This is a genomic window from Kribbella soli, from assembly GCF_004331345.1.
In the GTDB taxonomy this organism is placed as follows: domain Bacteria; phylum Actinomycetota; class Actinomycetes; order Propionibacteriales; family Kribbellaceae; genus Kribbella; species Kribbella soli.
In genome coordinates this window covers 457,578-477,839 of the sequence record NZ_SJJZ01000001.1, presented here as the reverse complement: position 1 = coordinate 477,839, position 20,262 = coordinate 457,578, and the positions used below count along the sequence as shown (strand labels likewise).

General features: G+C 68.5%; 20 protein-coding genes. 11 read left to right on the top strand and 9 right to left on the bottom strand.

What is annotated here, in order from left to right; all coding sequences use genetic code 11:
• Window positions 1–4 precede the first annotated feature (4 nt).
• Window positions 5–679 (bottom strand): hypothetical protein, encoded by a 675-nt coding sequence (locus tag E0H45_RS02340; RefSeq protein ID WP_131334608.1) that lies wholly within the window; start codon window positions 677–679, stop codon window positions 5–7.
• A 61-nt stretch (window positions 680–740) separates the two neighbouring features.
• Window positions 741–1,391, bottom strand: coding sequence for a LysE family translocator (locus E0H45_RS02335; RefSeq protein WP_202872172.1), 651 nt, complete (start codon window positions 1,389–1,391; stop codon window positions 741–743).
• Between the two features lie 146 nt (window positions 1,392–1,537).
• Here E0H45_RS02335 and E0H45_RS42310 point away from each other — a divergent pair, with 146 nt between their 5' ends.
• The 7 genes from E0H45_RS42310 to E0H45_RS02305 all read left to right on the top strand — a co-directional run bounded on the left by E0H45_RS42310 (window position 1,538) and on the right by E0H45_RS02305 (window position 7,485).
• Window positions 1,538–1,714: a DUF5302 domain-containing protein gene (locus tag E0H45_RS42310; RefSeq protein WP_165546335.1), complete on the top strand. Its 177-nt coding sequence runs from the start codon at window positions 1,538–1,540 to the stop codon at window positions 1,712–1,714.
• 103 nt (window positions 1,715–1,817) lie between these two features.
• Window positions 1,818–2,519, top strand: a complete 702-nt coding sequence (locus E0H45_RS02330; protein WP_131334607.1) for a GntR family transcriptional regulator — start codon at window positions 1,818–1,820, stop codon at window positions 2,517–2,519.
• 193 nt (window positions 2,520–2,712) lie between these two features.
• On the top strand, window positions 2,713–3,816 hold the full coding sequence (locus tag E0H45_RS02325; RefSeq protein WP_131334606.1) for a TIGR03364 family FAD-dependent oxidoreductase: 1,104 nt from the start codon (window positions 2,713–2,715) through the stop codon (window positions 3,814–3,816).
• A complete protein-coding gene (locus E0H45_RS02320; RefSeq protein WP_131334605.1) occupies window positions 3,813–4,838 on the top strand; it encodes a 2-aminoethylphosphonate ABC transporter substrate-binding protein in 1,026 nt (341 codons plus the stop codon). Before E0H45_RS02325 ends, E0H45_RS02320 begins: the two co-directional genes overlap by 4 nt.
• The gene (locus tag E0H45_RS02315; RefSeq protein ID WP_131334604.1) at window positions 4,835–5,905 is read left to right on the top strand and encodes an ABC transporter ATP-binding protein; all 1,071 of its coding nucleotides are present in this window, start codon (window positions 4,835–4,837) and stop codon (window positions 5,903–5,905) included. The genes E0H45_RS02320 and E0H45_RS02315 overlap by 4 nt, the downstream gene beginning before the upstream one ends.
• Window positions 5,895–6,710 carry a 2-aminoethylphosphonate ABC transporter permease subunit gene (locus E0H45_RS02310; protein ID WP_131334603.1) on the top strand — a complete coding sequence of 272 codons (816 nt, stop codon included), beginning with the start codon at window positions 5,895–5,897 and terminating at the stop codon, window positions 6,708–6,710. Before E0H45_RS02315 ends, E0H45_RS02310 begins: the two co-directional genes overlap by 11 nt.
• The gene (locus tag E0H45_RS02305; protein WP_131334602.1) at window positions 6,694–7,485 is read left to right on the top strand and encodes an ABC transporter permease; all 792 of its coding nucleotides are present in this window, start codon (window positions 6,694–6,696) and stop codon (window positions 7,483–7,485) included. The genes E0H45_RS02310 and E0H45_RS02305 overlap by 17 nt, the downstream gene beginning before the upstream one ends.
• On the opposite strand, the gene E0H45_RS02300 is transcribed toward E0H45_RS02305, so the two are convergent.
• The 3 genes from E0H45_RS02300 to E0H45_RS02290 are packed head-to-tail and all read right to left on the bottom strand — an operon-like array spanning window position 7,445 to window position 9,284.
• Complete coding sequence (locus tag E0H45_RS02300) at window positions 7,445–7,885, bottom strand: SRPBCC family protein (RefSeq protein ID WP_131334601.1); 441 nt, start codon at window positions 7,883–7,885, stop codon at window positions 7,445–7,447. The genes E0H45_RS02305 and E0H45_RS02300 overlap by 41 nt on opposite strands.
• Window positions 7,875–8,192 carry an ArsR/SmtB family transcription factor gene (locus tag E0H45_RS02295; RefSeq protein WP_131334600.1) on the bottom strand — a complete coding sequence of 106 codons (318 nt, stop codon included), beginning with the start codon at window positions 8,190–8,192 and terminating at the stop codon, window positions 7,875–7,877. The genes E0H45_RS02300 and E0H45_RS02295 overlap by 11 nt, the downstream gene beginning before the upstream one ends.
• Window positions 8,193–8,225: 33 nt before the next feature.
• Window positions 8,226–9,284 carry a class I SAM-dependent methyltransferase gene (locus tag E0H45_RS02290; protein ID WP_131334599.1) on the bottom strand — a complete coding sequence of 353 codons (1,059 nt, stop codon included), beginning with the start codon at window positions 9,282–9,284 and terminating at the stop codon, window positions 8,226–8,228.
• A gap of 94 nt (window positions 9,285–9,378) precedes the next feature.
• Here E0H45_RS02290 and E0H45_RS02285 point away from each other — a divergent pair, with 94 nt between their 5' ends.
• From E0H45_RS02285 to E0H45_RS02270, 4 genes are all read left to right on the top strand, one after another.
• Window positions 9,379–12,078, top strand: coding sequence for an AAA family ATPase (locus E0H45_RS02285; protein WP_131334598.1), 2,700 nt, complete (start codon window positions 9,379–9,381; stop codon window positions 12,076–12,078).
• A 9-nt stretch (window positions 12,079–12,087) separates the two neighbouring features.
• Entirely contained in the window at window positions 12,088–13,269 is a 1,182-nt protein-coding gene (locus E0H45_RS02280; protein WP_131334597.1) for a cytochrome P450 family protein, read from the top strand.
• 97 nt (window positions 13,270–13,366) lie between these two features.
• The gene (locus E0H45_RS02275) at window positions 13,367–13,996 is read left to right on the top strand and encodes a DedA family protein (protein WP_131334596.1); all 630 of its coding nucleotides are present in this window, start codon (window positions 13,367–13,369) and stop codon (window positions 13,994–13,996) included.
• Window positions 13,997–14,071: 75 nt separating this feature from the next.
• The gene (locus E0H45_RS02270; protein ID WP_131334595.1) at window positions 14,072–15,301 is read left to right on the top strand and encodes a polysaccharide deacetylase family protein; all 1,230 of its coding nucleotides are present in this window, start codon (window positions 14,072–14,074) and stop codon (window positions 15,299–15,301) included.
• Here E0H45_RS02270 and E0H45_RS02265 read toward each other — a convergent pair.
• The 4 genes from E0H45_RS02265 to E0H45_RS02250 form a co-directional block, all read right to left on the bottom strand.
• On the bottom strand, window positions 15,296–16,120 hold the full coding sequence (locus E0H45_RS02265; RefSeq protein WP_131334594.1) for an acyltransferase domain-containing protein: 825 nt from the start codon (window positions 16,118–16,120) through the stop codon (window positions 15,296–15,298). The genes E0H45_RS02270 and E0H45_RS02265 overlap by 6 nt on opposite strands.
• Before the next feature lie 166 nt (window positions 16,121–16,286).
• Entirely contained in the window at window positions 16,287–17,345 is a 1,059-nt protein-coding gene (locus E0H45_RS02260; RefSeq protein WP_131334593.1) for a WD40/YVTN/BNR-like repeat-containing protein, read from the bottom strand.
• 86 nt (window positions 17,346–17,431) lie between these two features.
• On the bottom strand, window positions 17,432–17,719 hold the full coding sequence (locus E0H45_RS02255) for a 4a-hydroxytetrahydrobiopterin dehydratase (RefSeq protein ID WP_131334592.1): 288 nt from the start codon (window positions 17,717–17,719) through the stop codon (window positions 17,432–17,434).
• Window positions 17,720–17,723: 4 nt separating this feature from the next.
• Window positions 17,724–20,198 carry a DUF4091 domain-containing protein gene (locus tag E0H45_RS02250; protein WP_131334591.1) on the bottom strand — a complete coding sequence of 825 codons (2,475 nt, stop codon included), beginning with the start codon at window positions 20,196–20,198 and terminating at the stop codon, window positions 17,724–17,726.
• Window positions 20,199–20,262: the final 64 nt, after the last annotated feature.

Here is a 20,262-nt window from a genome sequence, read left to right as displayed (position 1 = left end):
CGATTTAGATGAGCACTGCAGGAGCGACCCGCGCCGACCCGATACCGCGATCCGGCTTGCCTAGGCGGAACCGGACCTTGCCCTTCAACACCGTCCCGGACTCGGCCTGCCCGTCGACCAGCTCCTCACCGGGGAACAGTGTGAATGTCCACCGCTCGTTGTCCTCGCAGTCCGGCGGCGTCGCGCCACATTGCAGGACTCGCGTACCCCAGACCTGACGGGTCATCCACTGCCGGGTGTCCTGCCCGTCGACGATGAAGTCGCCCGAGGCGATCACGTCGTTGTAGCTGCCGAGCGACGGTCCGTACGACCCGATCACGCTCACCACCAGCTGCCACGGGCGACCGCCCGGCAGGGCGACCCCGGCGGGCAGGCGTTCGTCGAACACATCGGGCGACGGCGTCGGGCGGACCTCATCCGGCAACGGGCCGCGGGTGTCGAGCTTCGTGGGGTCCGGAACCAGGAGTACGCCGTACTCGACCTCGTCGGCGAAGCGGGCACCGGCGAAGTGCTTGGTCAGCGCCCGCGTGGCATCCTCCGCGTCCTGCCAGGCGAACGTGTCGAGCAGGTACTCGCGGGTGATCGCGGGCAGGCTGCGGTCGCGGACCAGGGCGGCGACCGGCGTGGTGCTCCAGGCGGCGACGAGCCGATCGACGGACGAGACTGCGAAGTCGTTCATCCCGGACGAGGCTAGTCGGCGGGTCGGACAGTTCTCAGCGAGTCGGCGGGGCCGACAGCTCTCAGTGGGTCGCGAGCGGGCGGGCGCGGTCGGTGGCGAGGCGGATCGCGAAGACCGCCAGGGCGGTGCCGGTGAGGTAGCGGTGGATGCGCATCCAGGTCGGGCGGCGGGAGAGGAACACGGCGACCGAGCCGGCGGTGATCACGAAGACGGCGTTCATGGCGACACCGACGGTCAGCTGGGTGAGGCCGAGGATCAGGCTCTGCACGCCGAGGTGACCGCGGGACGGGTCGAGGAACTGGGGGAGCAGCGAGATGTAGAGGATCGCGATCTTCGGGTTCAGCAGGCAGGTGAGCAGGCCCATGCCGAACAGTTTGCGCGGGCGGTCCGGCTCGAGTTCCTGGGTGGCGAAGACCGACGCGCCGCCGGGGCGGAACGCGTTCCAGGCGAGCCAGAGCAGGTACGCCGCGCCGGCCAGCTTCAGTGCGACATAGATCTCAGGGACCAGCGCGAAGAGAGTCGCGAGGCCGGCGCTTGCCGCGAGCAAGTACGTGAGGAAGCCGAGTCCGACGCCGGCCAGCGAGATCAGGCCCGCGCGGCGGCCCTGGGCGATCGAGCGGGAGATCAGGTAGATCATGTTCGGTCCCGGCACGATCACCAGGCCCAGCTCGACCAGGGCGATCCCGAGCAGTGCCTCGTTGCTGACCAGCATTCCGTGTCCCTCCCTCGACGTACTCCGAACCTAACAGCGGCTCCCGATCCGCCGCCGGGGATTTCCGCGAGCTGGAATGCACTCGCCTGCGGTACTCACCCTCGGTTAGCGTGGGGTCCGTACGCCTACGGTTTGAAGGAGACGGTATGAGCGACAAGTCCAGCGAGCCGGCGGACGATCTGCAGAAGAAGTTTCGGGAAGCGCTCGAGAAGAAGAACGCCGGGAAGCACACGCATCCGGGATCCGGAGTGCGTGGGCAGGGCGTCGGCGACGCGCACAACGACAAGCAGAAGCGCCAGTTCCGGCGCAAGTCCGGCAGCTGAGTTCCGCCAACTGTCCATCCATCCGACAGGAGCCCCGGGTTGCCGCCCGGGGCTCGACCTTTTCTCCGCGGGACACGCTGGGGCCTCGACTATTGTCGGCAGTGTGAGTGAGCCGCTGCATTTCGTGGTGAAGACCAAGCTGGTGGACGTGCTGGAGCGGCTGGGCGAGGGAGCGGCGTTGCCGCCGGAGCGGGTGCTCGCCAAGGAGTTCGGGGTCTCCCGGTGGACCATGCGGCAGGCGATCCGGGAGCTGATCGCCGACGGGCGGCTGCGGGCGCGGCAGGGGCAGGGGACGTTCGTCGCGACGCCGAAGCTGGTGCAGCCGCTGGCGCTGGTGAGCTACACCGAGGCGTTGCGGGCCCAGGGGCATACGCCGGGGCGTGAGGTGGTCGCGTTCGAGGAGGTGATCGCCGACGTCGAGCTCGCGGAGCAGTTGAAGGTCGCCGAGGGGGATCCGGTGCACCGGCTGGAGCGGGTGCTGTTCGCGGACGGGCAGCCGATCGGGCTGGAGACGACGCACCTCTCGGTCGCGCGCTTCCCGACGCTGCGTGAGGTGCTGGAGCCGACCGGGTCGCTGTACCGGTGCTTGACCGGTCGTCTCGGCGTGCGGTTCGGCGAGGGGGAGGAGCTGGTCGAGACCGTGATCGCGACCCCGCGGGAGGCCGAGCTCCTCAAGGCCACCCAGTCGCTCCCGATGCTCCTGCTGCACCGCACCAGCCGCGACACCGACGGCCGCCCGATCGAAGCGGTCCGCTCCCTCTACCGCGGCGACCGAGTCGGCTTCCGCGCCACCCTCCGCCCCTAGCGCCCCCCGGATCCCCAGGCCATCACAATCGGCCCCTCCGAGGCGATCGCCGCGGAGGGCTCCTGCGCGAGCGCAATTGTGATGGCCTGGCGGTCCGCCAAACCGTTCGCCGGCCGTTCACGCGGTGGTCGTCCTTCTCCTATGCTGACTTCATTGGTCCGGACCAATCTTGGTCGCGACGAGAGGAGTCAGCGTGCGGGTGGTTGTGGTGGGTGGCGGCGTGCTGGGCACGTTTCACGCCTGGGAAGCGGTACGGCGTGGGCACCAGGTGCTGCAGCTCGAGCGGGAGCTCGAGGCGCGGGGTGCGAGTGTGCGGAACTTCGGCCTGGTCTGGGTCAGCGGACGCGCCGACGGGGCCGAGTTCGAGCTGGCGCAGCGGGCCCGTGACCTGTGGGCCGAGGTGCCCGGCGTCGGCGTCCGTACGGTCGGCTCGCTGACGGTCTGCCGTACCGAGGCCGAGCTGGCGGTCGCCAAGGAGGCTGCGGCCCGACCGGATGCGGTGGCGCGCGGATTCCAGGTGCTCGACGCGGAGCAGACCCGAGAGCGCAACCCCGCGCTGAAGGGCGACCTGCGCGGCGCGTTGTGGTGTGCGCGGGACGCGATCGTCGAGCCGCGTGAGGTCCTGCCGGCGCTCCGGGCCGAGCTGATGAAGTCGAACCGCTACCAGTTCCTCGGTGGACGCGAAGTGCGCAATGTCAACACGGGCTGGGTCGTCGACGACCACGGGGTGACGCATTCAGCGGACGTCGTCCTTCTCTGTACAGGCGCCTGGCACAGCGGGCTGATCCGCGAACTCATCGACGACCTTCCGGTACGCCGGGTGCGCCTGCAGATGATGCAGACGGCACCGCTCGGCGACACGCTCACCACCGCGGTCGCCGACGGGGACAGCTTCCGGTACTACCCGGCGTACAGCGGTCCCGCAGTCCATGACCTGCCGGCGCAGGCCCCCGTTGCCGAGGACCACAAGATGCAACTGCTGATGGTGCAGCGGACGCACGGTGGTCTGACGATTGGTGACACCCATGAGTACGCCGAGCCGTTCAGGTTCGACGTGCAGAGCGATCCGTACGACTACCTGCGGGACACCGCGGAGAACCTCCTCGGCCGCAAGCTGCCCAAGATCGTGAGGCGGTGGGCCGGCGTGTACTCGCAGGCGACCGGCGACGAGGTGATCGTCCGGCGGGAAGTTGCCGACGGCGTGCACCTGGTGACCGGCCCCGGCGGGCGCGGGATGACCATGTCGCCGGCGATCGCCGAGGCGACCTTCGATGAGATCGGAAGGACAACGACGTGAAGGCAGTCAAGACCCTGCTCGCCGCCGCTCTTGTGCTCGCTGGGACCGCCGCCTGTGGTGGCACCGGAGCTGCATCCACCGGCGACGGCGCCGCGAAGACCGTCACCGTCTACACCGCGGACGGCCTTGCCGATTGGTACAAGACCCGGTTCGACGCGTTCACCCAGAAGACCGGGATCAAGGTCCAGACGGTCGAGGCCGGCTCCGGTGAGGTGGTCTCGCGGCTGCAGAAGGAGAAGTCGAACCCGCAGGCAGACGTCGTCGTGACGCTGCCGCCGTTCATTCAGAAGGCATCCCAGGACGGTCTGCTGCAGAAGTACGCCGTACCGGGCGCTGATCATGTGAAGGGCGTCAAGGGCGACGACTATGTCGCGGTTGTCGACAACTATCTGTGCTTCATCGCCAACCAGCAGGCGGGTACGCCGAAGACGTTCGACGAGCTGCTCGACCCGAGGTTCAAGGGGAAGCTGCAGTACTCGACGCCGGGGCAGGCCGGGGACGGTACCGCCGTACTGCTGCTGCTTCAGCACCTGCTGGGGAAGCAGGGCGCGCTCGACTATCTGAAGAAGCTGGAGACCAACAACGTCGGCCCGTCGGCGTCGACCGGCAAGTTGCAGCCGAAGGTCAGCAAGGGTGAGCTGCTGGTCGCGAACGGCGACGTCCAGATGAACGCGGCGTCGATCGCGAACGACAAGTCGGCGTTCGGCATCTTCGTCCCGGCGGGCAAGGACGGCAAGCGTACGACGCTCGCGCTGCCGTACGTGATGGGTCTCGGTGCCGGTGCGCCGAACGTTGACGGTGGCAAGCAACTGATGGAGTACCTGCTGTCGACCGACGCGCAGCAGACGGTGTCGCAGGACGCGTTCGGGATCCCGGCGCGGGACGACGTGAAGCCGACCGACGCGAACTTCCAGACGGTGGAGAAGGCGACCCAGGGCGTCGAGGTCTGGCAGCCCGACTGGTCCGCGGTCCTGACCGATCTGGATGCCGACGTGGCGGCGTACACGAAGGCCGTGGGATGACGGTCCAGCTCCAGGACGTGACCGTGCACTTCGGTCGCACGTGCGCGCTGGAAGGGCTTGATCTGAGCGTCGCGGCCGGTGAGACGGTCGCGCTGCTCGGGCCGTCGGGCTCTGGGAAGTCGACCGCGTTGAAGGCGGTGGCGGGGTTCGTGCGGCCGAGTCGGGGGCGGGTTCGGTTGGCCGGGAACGACGTAACCGATCTTCCGCCGGCCAAGCGGGGGATCGGGGTTGTGGTGCAGCAGTACGCGCTGTTCCCGCATCTGCGGGTCGCGGACAACGTCGCGTTCGGGCTGAAGGCAGCGCGCAAGCCGAGGGCCGAGGTGGCGGAGCGGGTCGGCGAGATGCTCGAGATGGTCGGTATGACGGCGTACGCGCGGCGCTTCCCTCGCGAGTTGTCCGGCGGTCAGCAGCAGCGGGTTGCGATCGCGCGGGCGCTCGCGATCCGGCCGCCGGTGCTGTTGCTCGACGAACCGCTAGCAGCGCTAGATGCGCAGTTGCGGGCGGACATGCTCGGCGAGCTGCAGAAGTTGCGGCGCGAGGTGCCGGACATCGCGATCGTCTACGTGACCCACGATCAGTCCGAGGCGCTGGCGTTGGCGGACCGGATCGCCGTGATGCGGGATGCACGGCTGGTCGACGTCGCTCCGGCCGCTGAGTTGTACGCCGCTCCGCCGTCGGCCTTCACCGCTTCGTTCCTGGGTGGGGCGAATCTGCTCCCGGTCGAGCCGGTTGAAGGCGGCGTGAAGGTGGCCGGCCACGTGGTCCCGGGTCTGCAAGCAGCACCCGGCGAGAGCCTGCTGTGCATCCGCCCGCATGCGATCCGGCTGGAGGCCGATGCCGTCCCCGGCGGAGGCGGCGCTGCCGGACGCGCAGGCGTCGGTGGCGAGGTGTTGGGGGTGCAGTGGCGTGGGGCGTTCAACCAGGTCACATGCTCGGTCGACGGGTTGGCGGGTGTGACGGTGCGGGTCGACGTACCGGCCGATCGGCGGGTGCCCGAGGTTGGGGCGGACGTTTCGCTGGTGTTGCCGGTGGAGGCGTGCAGTCTGGTGCTGGCTGATGGCTGTTGAGGCGCTCGGAGTCGGTGCTGTCGTCAGCAATCGACCGCGGCCGGACGGCCGGTGGGTGTGGGTATTGCCGCCGCTCCTCCTGATTGCGGTCCTGGTCGTCTACCCGTTGGTGCTGGTCGCCGTGGAGTCAGCCCCGGCGTGGGGTGAGGTGATCGCGTCGACCGAGTTCCGGAGCGCACTGTTGCGGACCGTGCAGATCGCGGTGAGTTCAACCGCAGGCTGTCTCGTGGTCGGCACCTTCCTCGCCGTCGTGATCAGCTTCGTGCCCTTCCCGGGTGCCCGCATCGTCGCCGGACTGGTGGACACGATGCTCGCGCTGCCGTCATTCCTGGTCGCGCTCTCCTTCACGTTCATCTACGGCAGTACCGGCATCCTGCGGGCAGGTGGGTTCCTCACCTCGCCATGGGCGGTGGTGCTCGCCGAGGTCACGTTCTACACCCCGTTCGTGATGCGGCCGTTGCTGGCGGCAATGAGTCGGTTGCCGCGCGCACAGCTCGACGTGGCCGCCAGTCTCGGCGCGGGTCCGTGGCGCGTACTGCGGCAGGTCGTGCTGCCCGAAGTACGTCCTGCCCTCCTCGCGGGCGGCAGCCTGACGTTGCTGCTGACGCTGAACGAGTTCGGCATCGTCCTGTTCCTCGGCGCGAAAGGCACCACAACGTTGCCGATGCTCGTGCACACCAAAGGCATCGTGATGTTCGACTACCCGGGTGCGTGCGTGATCGCCGTCGTACAGATCGCGCTCTCCCTCGGCCTGTACGCCGTACTGCGGATGGCACTGGGAGGTCGTCGTGCTCGTCTGGACTAAGCCCGGGAAGGCGATTGTCTGGCTCGCGTTCGCCGTGGTGTTCGGGCTGCTTGTCGTCGCGCCGTTCGTGGTCGTGATCGCGGCCGCGTTCGCCGGCTCGTGGAACGGCGTGCTGCCCTCCGACCCGACGGCTGATCACCTCCGACAGGCGTTGTCCGGTGATGAACTGGCGTCGCTGTCGGTCAGCCTGCAGACGGCGTTCCTGGGCGGCCTGCTCGCGGTCGTCTTCGGGAGTTGGGGCGCCTTGTCGGCCGCGGACACCCGGTTCAAGCGGCTCGCGGACGCGATGCATCACCTGCCGATCGCCGTACCGTCCGTGGTGGTCGGGCTCGGGCTGCTGGTCGCGTTCTCCCGCCAGCCGCTGCTGCTCAACGGTACGAAATGGATCGTGGTGATCGCACACCTCGTCCTCATGGTTGCCTTCAGCTACGGAACGGTGTCCGCGGCGCTGGAACGCATCGATCCCTCGTACGCCGAGGTCGCGGCCTCGCTCGGGGCGTCGCCGGCCCGCGTGCTGTGGCGGGTCCGGCTGCCGATGCTGCTGCCCGCGATCGCCTCGGCCGCCGGTTTGTCCGTCGCGCTGTCGATGGGCGAGGTCGGCGCGACGATCATGGTCTATCCCGCGTCGTGGCGGACGTTGCCGGTGAGCATCTTCGCGCTGACCGACCGCGGTCAGGCGTTCGTCGCCGCGGCCGAAGCCGTGGTGCTGCTCGCGACCACCGTCGTACTGGTTCTCATCCTCGATCGGCTGCGGGGTCGGGCTGCCGAGCGTTGAGCAGCTCGACCAACCGGCGTACCTCGGGATCCCAGCCCATCCGGTGGTTCGCGGCGTCCTCGGCGTTCGCGAACCCGGTGTGGCTGAGCAGCATCCGGGTGCCGTCGAGCATCTCCGTCAGCTCGACCTCGACCCGCGTCGGCTCGTCGTCGGTACCGTCCCACTTCCAGCTGAACACCAGCCGGTGCGGCGGCGCCACTTCCAGGTAGGTGCCGCGCACCACGTGCGGCCCCATCTCCACGACGTAGGTACCACCGGTGCGGACGTCGGCCTGTACTTTCAGTTCGAGCTCGGGGTTCGGGCAGTACCACTGGACCAGGAGATCGGCCCGCGTCCAGGCGTCGTACACCCTGTCGATCGTTGCCGGGAGCACCCTTTCGATCCGGATCTCAGTGTCCATCGCCGTCCCCTCGCAGGAGTTCTTCCAACCGGTCAACGGTGCTGTTCCAGTACGCCGTGAGGTCGCCGACCCACTGCTCCACCTCGGCGAACGCCTCCGGCCGGAGCGAGCACACGACGGTCCGGCCGACCCGACGCCGGCTCACGAGACCGGCGTCGACCAGCACCGTGACGTGCTTGGTCATCGCCGGTGGCGTGATCCGGTGCGGCTCGGCCAGCTCACCCATCGTCGCGTCGCCCCGACTCAGCCGGCCTACGACAGCCAGCCGAGTCGGGTCCGCGAGCGCTCCGAAGGTCGTCGTCAGCACACGTGATACTTCACCAGTTGGTGAACTGTTGTGTCAAGGGCGGACCTCGAACACCAGGTTGAACGGCGTCTGCGCGACCGTGCGGAACCTGCTGAACCCGGCTGCCGTGGTGACGTCCTGGATCCGGGCCGGGCCGGCCTGGGTACCGAGGGCGAGACCGACCGGCTGGGACAGCGAGGCCGGCGTGCACAGCAGCGTGGAGAAGCCGTAGTACGCCCGGCCGACCGGGTTGAGGTTGTCCTCGACGTGGTCGCCGGCCATCGGCTCGACCAGCAGCCAGGTGCCGTCCGGAGCGAGCGCCTCACGGACGTGCTTGGCTGCGCCGACCGGATCACCCATGTCGTGCAGGGCGTCGAAGGTCGTCACCAGGTCGTACCCGGACCCGCTGAACTGGTTGGCCGCCGCGACCTCGAAGGTCACCCGCTCGCCGAGGCCCGCGGCCCGCTGCCGGGCGGTCTCGATCGAAGCCTGGTGGTAGTCCGAGCCCGTGAACCGGGACTTCGGGAACGCCTCGGCCATCAGGACCGTGGACGCGCCGTGCCCGCAGCCGATGTCGGCCACCTTCGCGCCGCGTTCCAGTTTGGCCACCACGCCGTCCAGCGCGGGCAGCCAGCTGGGCAGCAGGTTCGCGTTGTACGACGGCCGGAAGAACCGCTCGCAGCCGACATGCACGTCGGACGTGTGCTCGTGCCACCCGACGCCGGCACCGCTCCGCGCGGCCTCGATCGTCTCCGTCGTGTGCTGCACCGTGCCGAGCGCGATCTGGAAGAAGCCGGGCAGGTACGCCGGGCTGTTCGGATCGGTCATCGCCACGGTCTGCTCCGGCGGCAGGGTGTAGCGGCCGGTACTCGCGTCGTACTCGACGAATCCGCCCGCCGCCTGCGCGTTCAGCCACTCCCGCGTGTAGTGCTGATCGGTGTTGGTCCGCTCGGCGAGCTCGGCCGGCGTGGTCGGGCCGTGGTCGGCAAGCGACTGGTAGAAGCCGAGCCGATCGCCCATCACGACCAGCGCCGCGTTCAGTGTCGCCCCCACCTCGTCGACCGCCTTGAAGACGAAGCCCATCAGTTTGTCGCTGTCGATTGCAACAGTCATTCGCTTGCTCCCCCTCGAATGGTTGGTACGGCGAACCTAGGAAGAGGAGCCGGACCATCGCATCAGGTGGGGCTCCTGGTGCACACTGCGAGACATGCTCATCGGGCGGGACGCGGAGCGCCAGGTGATCGAGCAACTGATCGCGGGGGCGCGGGTCGGAGCCGCAGGTGTACTGCTCATCACCGGCGAGCCCGGCATCGGCAAGACCACCCTGCTGGATGAGGCCGCCGAGCTGGCCGGCGGACTGCAGGTCCTGCGAGCACGCGGTACCGACGCCGAACGTGAGTTGCCGTTCGCAGCCCTGCTCCAACTGCTGCGACCTGTGCTGGACGGCCTCGACCGCATCCCCGGACCGCAACGGACAGCTCTCGCATCGGCACTGGCACTAGGATCGGGACCCGATGCGGCCAGCCCGGCGGATCGCTTCGCCGTCGGAGCCGCAACACTCAGCCTGATCTGCCGGTACGCCGAGAACACGCCGCTCGCACTGATCATCGACGATGCGCATCTGCTGGACCGCCCGTCCGCAGAGGCCCTGTTGTTCGCAGCCCGGCGCCTGGTGGCCGACCCGATCGTCATGCTGATCGCGGCTCGCGTCGACGAACCGCATCCGTTCGAGGCCGACCTGCCACGGCTCCAGCTGGAGGGCATCACGCTGGAGGCCGCGCGACAGGTCGTGCAGCATCTCCCGAGCGACCTGGTCGAGCAACTGCACCAGACCGTGGCCGGTAACCCGCTGGCGTTGCTTGAGCTGGCTGATGATCCGGCCCGCTTGCACCGGATGCCGCCGGGCGTACCGTTCCCAGTCCCCGCGATGCTCGCAGAAGCCTTTGCCAGCAGGGCAGACCGGCTGAGCCCGGATGCGCGCACCGCCCTGCTCGTCGCGGCCTTGGACGGTGAGCTCGGAACGGTGTCCCGAGTGTGCGCAGAGCTCGGGGTAGACGTCGCTGCACTGGAGGAGGCCGAGGCAGCCGGCCTGGTCGCCATTCGCGACGGTGAGGTCCAGTGGCGACATCCGCTGGTCCGCTCGGCGATCTACACCGGCGCTGACCCGGCTGCACGTCGTACGGCGCATCGTGCGGTCGCACTGGCCACGCCGGACCGGGACCGGCGCGCGTGGCACCTGTCAGAGGCAGTCCTCGGCGCTGACGACGAGGTGGCAGCCGGACTGGTCCTTGCAGCGGAGCATGCTGCTGCTCGTGGAGCACATGCGGTCGCGGCAACGGCGTACGAGCGTGCTGGGCGGCTGAGCCAGGGCCTGCCGGACCGTGCGGTCAGACTGGTCGCGGCCGGTGCAGCGGCGTGGTCGGCCGGACTGGCGGAGCGTGCAGAGGCGTTGCTGGGTGACGCGCTGATCCTGCAGCCGCCGTTGCCGGTGCGGATCCGCGCGCAGGAGATTCGCGGCGACATCGAGGTGAAGTGCGGGTCGCCGCGCCGGGCCCGCGACATCCTGGTCGCGGCCGCAGCCGAGTCCACGGACCCGGCAGTTGCCACCGGTCTGCTCGCGGATGCGGTCGCGGCCTGTTTCCGGCTGTGCGATGCCGCGGCCGGCCTTGAGGTGGCGTACGACATCGACGTCCTGCTGCCGACGGTCGATCGGCTCGGTCCGCGCATCATCGGCATGCTGGCGAGCGGCGTCGCCAAGGTGCTCGCCGGGAGCGGTGGGACGGACCAGATCCGTGCAGCGATCGCACTGGCCCCCTCCGACGAGCTGGACCGGGACCGCCGTCGCCAGGTGTGGATGGTGCTGGCTGCGTTGTTCCTCAGGGAAACAGGAACCGGCCGGACGCTCCTGCAGCAGGCGATGCTCGAGCGACGCGAGCAAGTCGCTCTCGGGACGCTGCCGGGCCTGCTGTTCGTGCTGGCCCGCGACGACGCGACAACCGATCGGTGGCCCGACGCGGAGACGTCGTACGACGAGGGGATCCGGCTGTCGCGGGAGACCGGTCAAACGACTGAACTGGCGATGAACCTGGCCGGACTGGCGTGGCTGATGTCCCACCAGGGCAGAGCGGAGTGCCAGGAGCTCGCACTGGAGTGTTTGCGGATCTGTGCGGAGCATGAGATCCGCCTCGGCACGGTGTGGTCCCTGTTCGCGCTGGGAGACCTGGAGCTGGGACGGGGCGACCCGGCGGCGGCGCTACCGCAGTACGAGCGGTTGGTCGACGTACTGGCTGAGTACGGGCTGAAGGATCCGGACCTGTCGCCGGCACCGGAGCTGGTCGAGGTCTACCTGCGGCTGGGGCGGTCGCACGACGCGCAGCGGGTAGTGCGCGAACACTCCGCATTGGCAGAGGCGAAAGGCCAGCCGTGGTCGCTGGCGCGTGCAGCACGTGCGCGGGGTGTAGCCGATGAGAGCGAGTCGGACTTCGTTCTGGCGCTCGGCTGGCACGAGGAGACGCTGGACGCGTTTGAGCTGGCCCGGACCCGGCTGGCTTATGGCGCCTGGCTGCGACGGGCACGGCGGCGCGTGGACGCGCGTACGCAGCTGCGGCTCGCTGTGGAGGGTTTCGACGCTCTCGGCGCACTCGGGTGGGCAGACCAGGCGGCGGCGGAGCTCAAGGCGACCGGTGAGACCGCACGGCGTCGCGTGCCGAGCACAGCGGACGAGCTGACGCCACAGGAGCGACAGATCGCCGTACTGCTTGCGGACGGGAACAGCATCCGTGAGGCCGCTGCGCGACTGTTCCTGAGCCCGAAGACCGTCGAGTACCACCTGCGCAAGGTCTACGCGAAGCTCGGCATCCACTCGCGCACTGAGCTGGCAGAGCACCTCGTTCCGGGCCGAACGTAGGCTGGCTGCATGAGGCAGCCGTTCACGGAAGTCAGCGGAATCGCCCGGCACTGGGGCTTCGAGGACCTCGCGTCCACCGGCCCGGTGCAGCGCCTCACGCTGTTCACCGGCGTACCCGTCCAGCTCATCACCGGGTACGCCGAGACGCGCGAGCTGCTCGCGCATCCGGACGTGGTGCGTTCGCCGATGGACGGTCCGCACCGCGACAGCGTCATGGACGACCTGATCGCGCGCACCGAGCAGCACATGCTGAGTGCGAACCCGCCGGACCACACCCGGTTGCGCAAACTCGTCACGGCCGCGTTCACCCGGCGCCGGATCGAGGCGCTCGAGCCGCGGATCCGGGAGATCGCATCCGGCCTGCTCGACGAGATGGCCACCGCGGACGAGCCGGTCGACCTGGTGAACGCGTACAGCTACCCGCTCCCGATCACGGTGATTTGCGAGCTGATCGGCATCCCGGCGGTACGGCGGGACGACTTCCGCCGCTGGTCGTCGGTGTTCGTGAACGCCGCCGTGTACACCGCCGAGGAGTACATCGAGGCGACGACGTCGATGCTCGCTTTCGTGCACGAGCTGATCGTGCAGAAGCAGCAGGCGCCGACCGACGACCTGCTGTCCGCCCTGATCGCGACCCGCGACGGCAGCGACCGGCTCAGCGAGGACGAGCTCACCTCGATGGTCTTCCTGCTGCTCGCAGCCGGCCACGAGACGACGGTCAGCCTGATCACCAACGGCGTACACGCTCTGCTGAGGCATCCCGACCAGCTCGAGCTGCTGAGGAACGAGCCGGAGCGGCTGCCCACGGCCGTCGAGGAGCTCCTCCGGTACGACGGTCCGCTGCAGGCCGCGATCCCGTACGTCGCCCGCGCGCCGATCGACATCGCCGGAACCCGGATCGACGCCGGCGAGATGATCGTGTTCGCGCTGCTCCCGGCGAACCGCGACGTCCGGAAGGTCGAGCGTGCGGACGAGCTCGACATCACCCGGACCGACACCGCGCACCTCGCGTTCGGGCACGGCATCCACCACTGCCTCGGCGCCCCGCTCGCGCGGCTGGAGGGCCGGATCGCGCTCGGCCTGCTGTTCGAGCGGTTCCCGCGGCTGCGGCTCGCCGTACCCGAGCAGGATCCGCCGCGGCACCCGAGCCTGCTGATGAACGCGATCCGCGAACTCCCCGTGCTGCTCTGACCGCAGCCAGTGGCATCGACTGAACATCGGGTGAATCACGCCTGAATGACATCGATGGGATTGCGGCTCGCTTGACAATGAATGGCATCCTTTCGGGGTGACGGAGTTGATGGAGGTCGCGCGACACCTGCTCGGCATTGCGATGGCCTCGCATTGGCTGCTGCTCATCCTGTTCGCCGCTGCGGCGATCGATGCGGTGTTCCCGGTGGTGCCCAGCGAAGGCATGGTGATCACCGCCGGCATGGCGGCGGCCGCCGGTCACCAGAACCTGCTGCTCGTCATCACGGTCGCGATGGCCGGCTCTGTCATCGGCGAGTCCGTCTGCTACTTCCTGGGCCGCGGCTCCGGACCCGCGCTGCACCGCTGGATGAAGCGCCAGGAGCGCCGCCAACGGCTCTACGAGAAGGTCTCGGCCGCGCTGCACTCACGCGGCGGGCTGATCCTGATGACGGTCCGCTACATCCCGGGAGCCCGGATGGTCGCGACGCTGACGGCGGGCGCGACGCGGTACTCGTTCAAGAAGTTCATCGTGTTCACGATCGCCGGTGTGACGGTTGCCTACACGTACGTCGCCCTGCTCGGATACCTCGGCGGCGACGCGTTCGCGCACGACCAGCTGAAGGGGCTCGCGTTCAGCCTGAGCCTGGCCGCGGTCATCGGTCTCGTCGTCGAGACGTCCCGCCGGATCGTCGTGAAGCGCCGCGCGGCGAAGGTCACGGCCGCTTAACGATCCCCGCCCCGGTTTCCGCGCACGCGCGTGTCCCGGGCCAACCTTTGACGGCTTCCATGCGTCAGTAGACCCGTGGTGAGGCCTGGGGCGAACCTCGCGGCCGTCGCGCTCGTAGCCGCGGCGGTGCTGGCCGGATGTGCCGACGTACCGCTGGAAGGTGCTGCCAGCCCTACCGCTCCCACACCCACCGGCAAGCCGAAGCCGAGCACTCCGGCGCCCAAGCCCAGCTCTCCAGCGCCGAAGCCCACTGCATCCGCGTCGACCACGAAGCCGTCGACACCACCACCTTCGACGCCTTCGACGCCTCCGACTGCTCCGCCAGGGAAGCTGCCCGCGGCGGCTCCGGTACTACGATCCTTCCCGGGACGGCTGCCCGACGGCAAACCGCCGTTGTTCGTCGTCGTCTCCTTCGACGGCGCGGGCGATCTTGCACTCTGGGCCCGCTGGCGTGCCGTCGCGAAACAGGTCAACGCGCGGATGACGTTCTTCCTCTCCGGCCCGTACCTGTACCCGGGCGACCGGCGCACCGACTACAAACCGCCGTACAAGAAGCCCGGCGCCTCCGACATCGGCTGGGGAGACACACCCGACATCCTCGGCCGCACGAAGGTACTGCGCGAGGCGATCGCCGAGGGCCACGAGATCGGCACCCACGCGAACGGGCACTTCTGCGGCACGACCGGCATCGGCCGCTGGACGACCGCGCAGTGGAGCGCCGAACTGAGCGCGTTCGACCAAATGGTGCGGACCGGCCCGTCACTGGCAACCGGCAAAACCGTCGAGCCGCCGTTCGACCCAGCCACCGTGAAGGGCATGCGGACACCGTGCCTGGAGGGCAACCGCCCCGCGTACCGGCTCGCGATGGCACAGCGCGGCATGCTGTACGACGCCTCCGCGCCCGGGTACATCGCCTGGCCGAAGAAGGCCGACGGCCTGTGGAACTTCCCGCTGGAATCGGTGACGCTGGCCGGCACCGCCAAGAAGACGCTGACGATGGACTACAACCTGTGGTTCGCGCAGACCCAGGCACGCAAGGCGCCGATCGCACAGGCGCCCGCGCTGAAGGCGCAGGTCCTCGCGACCTACCGGCAGGCGCTCGCGAAGTCGCGCGCGAGCGGCAACCCGCCACTGTTTCTCGGTAACCACTTCAACCGCTGGAACAACAGCGTGTACTCGGATGCGCTGACCACCTTCGTGACGGAGACGTGCAAGCAGCCCGACGTACGGTGCGTGTCCAACATGGAGCTGGCGAGCTGGCTGCAGAAGTACGGCGTACCTAGCGGCCAGAATCGCCCGTCATAGCCGGGTGTAGCCGTACGCGCTCTGCCAGGTGCCGCCGTCCTTGATCCGGCCGACGACGAGCCGCTGCAGGCGGGTGTCCTGCGGGAGCTCGTCGAGGTGGTCCAGGCCGTGGGTGCGGAACGTGAAGAAGATCGCGCTGTCCTGGCTGTCGTTCGGCGTCCCGTACGGCGTGAAGCGGCGGCCGAACTTCACCATGTTCGAGTCCTGCGGAAGATTGTCGAGCAGGTACGGGTCAAGCAGCCAGGACCACAGGTTCGCCGTCTGCACCGGGTACTCCGGGAAGTGCCGCGGGAAGAACTCGCGGGCCTGCTGGATGCTGTCGTCGACCAGCTCCGGCGTCAGCGGACCGGTCTCCGGGATGTGCACGCCGATGATCCACTCACCGGGCTGGGTGCCGGGCACCGGCTTGTCCTCCGTGACCTGGAACAGCATGTACTGCAGGCGCCCGAGCCAGTAGATGTTGCCGACCCAGAAGTTCGTCAACCACCAGTGCGTCTCCAGGCTGTACTCGCCGTGCGTACGACGACTCACCTTGAGCTGCTGTCCCAGATCGGCCAGCGTCGCCCAGCTGATGTCGTCCGGAATGCCTCGCTCCGTGTGGAACCGGCGGATGTCCGGCACGGTGTCCAGGAAGGCCTGGACCGAGTTCCGCGGGTCCTCCGGCATCGTGAACTCCGGCTCGCTGCCGAGCTTCCCGATTGCGCCGCGGATCTGGTCCGCGAGCTCCTTCACCGCCGTCTGATCCGGCGTGAACGCCTCGGCCGCCTCCCGGTCGGCATCGGCGAACCCGAGCAGGCGATATTCCTCAACACTCGTCACTCATCAACGGTAACCGATGTAATCGAGCCAGGGACTTACGATCTCAGGCGCGAGGCGCGGACGTCCACCACTCACCAACCACCGACAGGTCGCGCTGTCCACGCTCAGCCCGGTCCTCGGAGCGCCCTTGGGCGAGGGTTGGTGAGTGGCGCAGGTCCGCCCTACCTCACCGCTCCTCGGCGAGCCCCAGGTAGAGGATGCTCGGGTTCGAGGGGTTGAAGGCGAGGGACGGGATGCCGTCGTTCTTGTTGTGGTTCTTGGTGAGGGCGCCGGTGGAGGGGACGAAGCGGTAGAGGTCGGCGCCGAAGTTCATGAAGGACGTGCCGTAGCTGAAGTAGAGAAGGTCCGGGTCGACCGGTGAGGCCCACATCTTGTTGCCGTTGACCAGGTCGGCCCGGCTCTGGTCCAGCACCTCGCGGAACTTCTGCCCGCCGTCGGTCGACTCCCAGATGAACCGGGTCGACCGGTCCCGGTCGTACCCCTCCATCCACACCTTCGACGGGTCGGCCGGCGACATCGCCAGGCTGAACGCGTTCACCCGCTCGACCGGCACCGACCGGGTCCACGTCCGCCCGCCGTCGAACGTCAGGTACACACCGTCCGACATCACGCCGACCACCACGTGATCCGGGTTCCGCGGATCCACCACGGCGTCGTACAGGAAGAGATCACGAGCAGGCGGTACGCCGACGCGCTGCCAGGTCTCGCCGTCGTTCGAGGAGTCGTAGAGCTGCCCGTCGCCGGCCACGACCCGCAGTTGTCCGGGCCGTGCGTCCAGCGCGGCCAGTCCGCCGCCGGCGACCGGCCCGAGAACCGTGGTGACCTGCGAGCCGTGCACGCGATGGATGGGCTGGTCGTTGACGCTGTAGACGTACGCCGAGTCGCTCGGACCTGGCTGTACGTCGTACGTGCTCAGGTCGTCCGGTGTCTTGTCGAGCAACTGCCAGCTGCAGCCGGCGTCACTGGAGCGCTGGATCGTCTGCTGGCCGATGCTCACGAGCGTGTTCGGTTCCTGCAGCGCGGCGACCTTCGCGTACGTGACGGCGCGCAACTTGCCGGTCGTGGGGGCGAGGGTCGCGCCGTCGGACTCGGTGATCGTCACCGAGCCGTCGCCGTACACGGTGTCGCAGTGCGGACGGTTCCAGAACCAGCCGGGGTCCGCGGCACCGGCGTACGGAGGAGTCAGCGCGAGAAGGACGGTCAAGGCGGTTCCGAGGACGGTCATCCCTTAGGTGTAAGGGATTTCAGGCACACCGAACCAGCGCTCGCCGTGGCCGACAAGCGCCATGACGGAAACAGGTCAGCCGGCGCCTAGCCTGCAGCCGTGTCGATGTGCCGCGCGAGCACGAGGTCGTCGTCGGTGATGCCGCCGGCCTCGTGGCTGCTGACCCGGAACGTGATGGTCGTGTAGCGGATGTCCATGTCCGGGTGGTGGTTCATCGACTCCGCCAACTGCCCGACGGTCGCCACCAGCCGGATGCCGTCCAGGAACGTGTCCCTCTTGACGCTTCGGACCAGCTCGTTGTCCACGACCTTCCACTCCGGGATGTGGTCGCGCAACGCAAGGTCGATCTGGTCGTCGGTCAAGAGCTCACTCATGCGCTCACTCTAGACCCCTGATGGTGGTGAGGGTGGCGATGACGTCGGTGCGCCAGGCGCGGTAGCGCGCCGGGTCCTCGGTGAAGGTGCGCTGGTTGGTCACCACGGCGTCGGCCGCGAGCAGTTTGGCGGCGTGTGCCTTCAGCGGCGCCGGGAGATCCGGGTTGCTCTGCAGGTCGTGCTGCAGGAGCCACAGGAGGTTGTAGTCCTCCATCCCGTCGCGGAAGTTCTCCAGCCGGATCGACGCCATCGGGCCGTTCGGCCCCGGGTAGAACATCGACCCGTCACCCGCCGTACCGTTGAACGTCGCTGCCTTCCACGCGGACAGGATCCCGTCGTTCACCAGCAGCTGGTTGGCGTGGTCGGAGCGGAGCCAGCGGTTGGTCGCGTAGTACAGAACGCCTTCCACGCCAGCCTTGTAGGACATTGGACCGACCAACGTACGGGCATCGATCGGCCGGTAGCCGTTGAACCAGTTCGGCAACGGCGAGCCGGTGGCGATGTCCGGGTACCACCAAGCCTGGTCGCCACGGGCCCGGGTTCGCTCGGCGACTGACTGGTCGTACAGGTCCTGCTGCGGCGCCCAGATGTCGACGAGGCCGGCCAGCCCGGTGTCGACGCCCATCGAGTTGTCCCGCAGCGTGGTGAGGATCGGCAGGTCCGGGAACGCCTGCTTCACGGCGGCGAAGGTCTGCTTCGCCGCCTGCAGCAGCGGGCCGTTCGCCTCGTCGAAGCCGTACACATATGCATATTTGTCGACACCTGCCGCGCGGTAGCTGTCCATCGCGGTCCGTAACTGGGCGATCCACGTGTCGATCTGTGCCTGCCACGTCTCGGGCTTGGACGGGTTGAGCAGGCCGGCCCACAGATAGAACGCGTTGAAGTCACGCAGTCCGTAGTGGTCCCGGATGTAGAGCACATCCTCGACCGGGGTCGGCACGATCACCGGGTTCGCGTTCGAGGGGATGCAGGCGCAGGTGTAGAGCTGGTCCGGCTCGATCTTGTAGTCGTGCAGGAAGGACCAGTACTGATGCTTGGCGGCCTCCTGCGCCGCCGGGTCGGTGATCCCGTAGAGGTCGTTCACGATCGCGGGCGTGAACTGGAACGTGGTGTTGAGCTTCGGCGCGTCGGGCACCGTCACGGGCCAGACCTTGGCGGCGACGGACATGGTGCGGGTCCGCTTGCCGGCTGCGGAGAACGCGACCGTGACGTGGTACGTGCCAGGGGCGGCTGTTGCCGCTGCCTTCAGCCTGATCCAGTACGGCTGGAACGTGTCCGCGGGTACGTCGACCGACGTCAGGTCATCACGGATCGGGTCTGGCGTCCAACCGGCGTACGTCGGCCGGTGGTACACGTTCGTCGGCGTCACGTTGAGCGAACCGACCGGAGCGACCGTGGCCTGCAGCGCACCTTTGCCGGACACGGACGTCACTCGGGCCTGTACGCCGGTCAGGGGTTCGGCGAACGGCAGTACGACGGCCTGCACGTTCTCGTACTCGCCACGGGTCAGCGACACCGTCGGCGCCGTACCGGTCGAGGTGAACGGCAAGTCCTTCGGGTAAACCAACGCCATCGAGTCGGCCGACTCCACACCGAAGTCGGCGCCGCGGTCGTGCGCCCGCGCCTGGATGGTGTTCGACAACCGCGGCACGGTCCGCTGCAACGCGGTCACGCCTGCGTTGAACGGCTGGTACTCCGCATACGTCATCGGCCCCAGCTTCTGCCGCAGTTCGGCGCACTGCGCTTCCGCGGCCCGCACCTGAGCCCGCAACCGCTCGTCAGTGGACCCGTGCCCGAGCGACCGACCGAGACCCTCGATCTGCTCCGCAAGCTTCGTCAGTACGCCGTTGAAGTCGACCAGCCGCAGTAGCTGGGCGGCTGCCTTGTCGCCGTACGGCGTTTGGTCGTACGGGTAGCTGTCGACGAGCCGGAAGGCGTCGTAGTGACCGATGACGGGTGTCTTGGACCGCGGCATCGAGAAGCTGAGGTAGGCGATCCGGGTGATGTCGACACCGGCGGCCGCGATTGTGCTCATCCGTAGCGTGATCGGCGTCCAGTCGCGGGCCCGGATCGGGTAATCCATGCCCCATGCCTTGTTCGACTGGTCCCGGACCGTGATCCGTCCGACGGTCGTGTAGTCCTGCTCGGTGAAGAAGTCGAAGCCCAGCACGGTGTGACCGGACCAGTCCGACACCGGGAGGCTCGGCGTTCCGGCGTACAGGTTGATGGCGGACGACGCACTGGCTCCCGGAGTGTTGGACGGGCCAATGGTGAACCTCACGCCGGAGTTGCCGTGGGTTGGGTCAGCGGTGCGCTCGATCCTGTCGACCTGCGGCAGAGTGACGGTCGCGCCCTGCAGGTCGCCGTCGGCCTCGAAGTCCTGGAACACGCCGGCGGGTGCGGCGGCCTGCGCCGTGCCCACCTGGACCAGACCGATGACCAAGGTGATTGCTGTCAGCAACAAGCTGGGTTTCCTCACGAGCGGGCTCCTCTCGCCGGAATTACGGTCCTCACCGTAAAGCGAGCGGAATGCCCCGTCAAGG

Bases quoted from the DNA above. Each gene is read 5' to 3' on its own strand.
- E0H45_RS02340 (WP_131334608.1), bottom strand. From the start codon at position 679: ATGAACGACTTCGCAGTCTCGTCCGTCGATCGGCTCGTCGCCGCCTGG.
- E0H45_RS02335 (WP_202872172.1), bottom strand. From the start codon at position 1,391: ATGCTGGTCAGCAACGAGGCACTGCTCGGGATCGCCCTGGTCGAGCTG.
- E0H45_RS42310 (WP_165546335.1), top strand. From the start codon at position 1,538: ATGAGCGACAAGTCCAGCGAGCCGGCGGACGATCTGCAGAAGAAGTTT.
- E0H45_RS02315 (WP_131334604.1), top strand. From the start codon at position 4,835: ATGACGGTCCAGCTCCAGGACGTGACCGTGCACTTCGGTCGCACGTGC.
- E0H45_RS02310 (WP_131334603.1), top strand. From the start codon at position 5,895: ATGGCTGTTGAGGCGCTCGGAGTCGGTGCTGTCGTCAGCAATCGACCG.
- E0H45_RS02300 (WP_131334601.1), bottom strand. From the start codon at position 7,885: ATGGACACTGAGATCCGGATCGAAAGGGTGCTCCCGGCAACGATCGAC.
- E0H45_RS02290 (WP_131334599.1), bottom strand. From the start codon at position 9,284: ATGACTGTTGCAATCGACAGCGACAAACTGATGGGCTTCGTCTTCAAG.
- E0H45_RS02285 (WP_131334598.1), top strand. From the start codon at position 9,379: ATGCTCATCGGGCGGGACGCGGAGCGCCAGGTGATCGAGCAACTGATC.
- E0H45_RS02280 (WP_131334597.1), top strand. From the start codon at position 12,088: ATGAGGCAGCCGTTCACGGAAGTCAGCGGAATCGCCCGGCACTGGGGC.
- E0H45_RS02260 (WP_131334593.1), bottom strand. From the start codon at position 17,345: ATGACCGTCCTCGGAACCGCCTTGACCGTCCTTCTCGCGCTGACTCCT.
- E0H45_RS02255 (WP_131334592.1), bottom strand. From the start codon at position 17,719: ATGAGTGAGCTCTTGACCGACGACCAGATCGACCTTGCGTTGCGCGAC.